7 protein-coding genes are annotated in these 3167 nt (G+C 67.8%); all 7 read left to right on the forward strand.

Features of this window, described 5'->3' with window-relative positions; all coding sequences use genetic code 11:
• The first annotated feature begins 177 nt into the window (after positions 1-177).
• A complete protein-coding gene (locus ABZE72_RS16420; RefSeq protein WP_372730109.1) occupies positions 178-549 on the forward strand; it encodes a WhiB family transcriptional regulator in 372 nt (123 codons plus the stop codon).
• Complete coding sequence (locus ABZE72_RS16425) at positions 546-803, forward strand: WhiB family transcriptional regulator (protein ID WP_372730110.1); 258 nt, start codon at positions 546-548, stop codon at positions 801-803. Before ABZE72_RS16420 ends, ABZE72_RS16425 begins: the two co-directional genes overlap by 4 nt.
• 100 nt (positions 804-903) lie before the next feature.
• Positions 904-1089 carry a hypothetical protein gene (locus ABZE72_RS16430; RefSeq protein WP_372730111.1) on the forward strand — a complete coding sequence of 62 codons (186 nt, stop codon included), beginning with the start codon at positions 904-906 and terminating at the stop codon, positions 1087-1089.
• Positions 1086-1268, forward strand: a complete 183-nt coding sequence (locus tag ABZE72_RS16435) for a hypothetical protein (protein WP_372730112.1) — start codon at positions 1086-1088, stop codon at positions 1266-1268. The genes ABZE72_RS16430 and ABZE72_RS16435 overlap by 4 nt, the downstream gene beginning before the upstream one ends.
• A 143-nt stretch (positions 1269-1411) precedes the next feature.
• Positions 1412-1639 carry a hypothetical protein gene (locus ABZE72_RS16440; protein WP_372730113.1) on the forward strand — a complete coding sequence of 76 codons (228 nt, stop codon included), beginning with the start codon at positions 1412-1414 and terminating at the stop codon, positions 1637-1639.
• Positions 1639-2400: a hypothetical protein gene (locus ABZE72_RS16445; RefSeq protein ID WP_372730114.1), complete on the forward strand. Its 762-nt coding sequence runs from the start codon at positions 1639-1641 to the stop codon at positions 2398-2400. The genes ABZE72_RS16440 and ABZE72_RS16445 overlap by 1 nt, the downstream gene beginning before the upstream one ends.
• 169 nt (positions 2401-2569) lie before the next feature.
• Positions 2570-2908: a hypothetical protein gene (locus ABZE72_RS16450; protein ID WP_372730115.1), complete on the forward strand. Its 339-nt coding sequence runs from the start codon at positions 2570-2572 to the stop codon at positions 2906-2908.
• Positions 2909-3167: the final 259 nt, after the last annotated feature.

A 3167-nucleotide genomic window follows, 5' to 3' on the forward strand; every position in this document is an offset into this window, starting at 1 on the left:
GCAGGGCAAGTCGCCGTATGTCGGTGACCTGTGCGCCGGGTGCAGCCACGAGTTCCACGGCCTGCCCTGCACCAAGCATCGCCCCGTGCACGGCCCGCGCGGAACCGAACCCTGCCCCTGCCCCGGAGTCGTGGAGGAAGCCTCGTGATCCCCGAGCCGCTGCCCTGGGCCGGTCCCATGTTCGACGCCGACTCCCTGTGCGCCGAGACGGACCCGGACGTCTGGTTCCCCGAAAGGGGCGGATCAGCGAACCCGGCGAAAGCAATGTGCCGCCGCTGCGAAAACGAGGACGCCTGCCTGGAATGGGCGCTCACCAACGGTGAGGAAATCGGCGTGTGGGGCGGCAAGTCGGCGCCCGAAAGACGAAAGCTGCTGGCCGACCGCCAGCTGAGCAAGAGCCGCAAACAGGCCGACATCAACCACGGCACCGAGGGCGGATACCGGGCGCATCAGCGGCGCGGAGAAGTGATCGCCGACGCCGACCCGTGCGGATGCCGAGGCGCATACCAACTGGCGGCAGCACAACGCCGAGAGCGGAGAGCAGCATGACCAGCCCACCATGCGAGGCCGACCCGGATCTGTTCTTCGACGAGGGCAACGCGGGCCGCACCGCACGCGCCAAGAAGGTGTGCGCCGGCTGCCCGCTGCGTGACCCCTGCCTGACCGAAGCCCTGGCCCACGCCGTTGAGGGCGTCTGGTCGGCGACCACCACCGATGAGCGGAAGGCGATGCGCAGGCGCGCCGGGATCAAGGCGCGGCAGATCGTCACCAACCCGCTGCGGTGGAAAGGGGAAGTCGCGTGACCACCATTCTGGACGCCCTGTTCCGCCTGTTCGACGCGATCTCCGACCGCATCATCGACTGGGCGTGCCGGGCGTGGGCCGAGGACGAGGGGCTGGCGGCGTGAACGGCGAGCGCAAGTTCCGAGTCCGCTGGTGGATGTGGGGGGTCGTCGCCCTGGCACACCTCGGGATCGCGGTCTGGGGCGCATTGGCTGACGATGCCCCTCGCGCGATCTATGGCGCAGTGTTCGCCACTCTGTACGGCTTCCTCGCCGGGGTGTTGCTGATGCGCGAGGAGTCGAAGTGACCACCGATCCGCTCACCGCCGCGTGGCTGGCTGAAATGTGGCCCGTCTGCCGCGAGGAATCCCGCGAGGAACGCGAAGTGAAACGCGCCCTCGACGCCGCGTTTTCCACCCCTGTGCACAGAGATTTGCACAAATCCACAGGGCCGGAAGTGGCTGGAATGGACAAGGAATGCGCGTGACGGAGGGTAAGATGAGGCGAGGCCCCGAAGGCGCTACCAACGCCCCGGGACCTCTTGGCACCGCCCCATCCGATTGCAGCGGAGGAGAAGCACCCGTGAACAGCATCCTGCCAGAGGGCAGTGACAGCAAGGCCCCACCGATCGTGTCACTCCGCAGTGTGGCCGATCTGATGTGCAAGAGCCCCGACACCTACACGGTGAACGTCGGCTACCTCATCGACTACATCGCCCGCCACCACGAGCTGCCCATCACCTGCTCCGAGTGCACTGACGATGACCTGCGCCGCGAACTGACCCCCTGCCTGATGTACGAGAGCGCGCTGTCGGTCGCGTTCGCCTGGCTGCTCAAGGTGAACGAGGAGCGCGGCTGATGCCCTGGGCCAAGTTCGATGACCGCTACCCGTGGCACCGGAAAGTGCGCGGGCTCTCCGACGCCGCGTTCCGCATGGACGTGTCCGCCGTCTGCTGGTGCTCCGAGAACCTCACCGACGGCGTGATCGAAGCTGAGTTCCTCACCCTCGTCTCCGACGTCCGCAACCCCCGGAAGGTCGCCGCCGAGCTGGTGCGTTCCGGCCGCTGGCACGACGACGGGCACGACTGCGAGGTCTGCCCGGATGTGCCTGCCGGCGCGCACATCGTCCACGATTACCTGGACTACAACCCGACACGGGAGAAGGTCGAGAGGGACCGGGAGCAGCGCCGCAAGGCAGGCGAGCGGGGCGGGGTTGCATCCGGTAAGGCGCGAAGCAAAGACGAAGCGAGTCGCTTCGATTCCGCTGAGCGAGTCGTCAAGCAAAACGGAAGCAAAACGGAAGCGACAGCTGCTTCGTCACCGACGAACCCCCGTACCCGTACCCCACACCCCTCTACTGAAGTAGAGGGGGGACCTCACGTAAGTAGCGGGCCCGGCACGACGCCCCCCCTCTACTCGGATCGGTGCAGCCGCCACGGCAACGTCGAGCGGCCCGGCAACTGCGGCCACTGCAAGGACGTCCGCCTCGCCAACGCCGCGAAGGTTCGCCCGCTCCACGCCGTCCCCAGCCCAATGCGGCGCTGCATCGTCCACGACCAGAGCTTCGAGCGCGTCTGCAGCGGATGCGAAGCCGACCGAAAGGCAGCTGAGTCCGCATGACCGACCACGACGAAGCGAACTGCCCGAACTGCATCGACTGTCCCGGCTGCGACGGGGGCAGCGGCGCCGATCCGAAGCGGGCAACCGTCCGAGTCTCACGCGGCGTCGCCTTCATCCGCTGCGCCGACTGCGACGGCGAGGGCCTCATCTGCGCCTGCGAGTGTCACCAGTGAAGGCCCTGATCCGCCAGCAACTGGCCGCCGCGCTGTGGGCCAACGACCCCGCGAACATCGACCCCGACGACCTCGTTGAGGCGCTGCTGCCGATCGTGGAAGGCATCGCCAAGAAGTACGCCGCCCAAGTTCTGCGGTCAGCCGCAATGGACGAACGCGACGAGGCCGACAACGTGCCGGACACCGACCAGGGAACCCACGCTGACGGGCACCGTTGTGCGGCGGACTTCCTCGACCGCCGGGCCGACCGTCTCGACCCGCATCGGTACGACCCGGACACGTGCCGATGCACCTGTGGGGCGCTGGACCACCCGGACTGGGTGCTGCCGTGCTGAGGGACTTGACCGAGGCCGTCGGCTACCGCGCCTCCCGCATCAAGTGCCGTCTATTCGACCGCCACGACCGCTTCTGCCGGGGCCGCGACGACCACGCGCCCGACCAGATTGAGCGGACCCGATGACCGCGCCCCGACTGACCACCGTCAACGTTGACAACGGGGCGCCCGTCTACGAGTGGCACATCGAGGTGAGGCGGCTCAACCACTACGGCGACCGGATCGAAGAGCGCACTCCGATGGTCGTCGTCGCTGCTACC

The organism is Nocardioides sp., from assembly GCF_041600255.1.
GTDB lineage: Bacteria > Actinomycetota > Actinomycetes > Propionibacteriales > Nocardioidaceae > Nocardioides.

Bases quoted from the DNA above. Each gene is read 5' to 3' on its own strand.
- ABZE72_RS16420 (WP_372730109.1), top strand. From the start codon at position 178: ATGTTCGACGCCGACTCCCTGTGCGCCGAGACGGACCCGGACGTCTGG.
- ABZE72_RS16425 (WP_372730110.1), top strand. From the start codon at position 546: ATGACCAGCCCACCATGCGAGGCCGACCCGGATCTGTTCTTCGACGAG.
- ABZE72_RS16445 (WP_372730114.1), top strand. From the start codon at position 1,639: ATGCCCTGGGCCAAGTTCGATGACCGCTACCCGTGGCACCGGAAAGTG.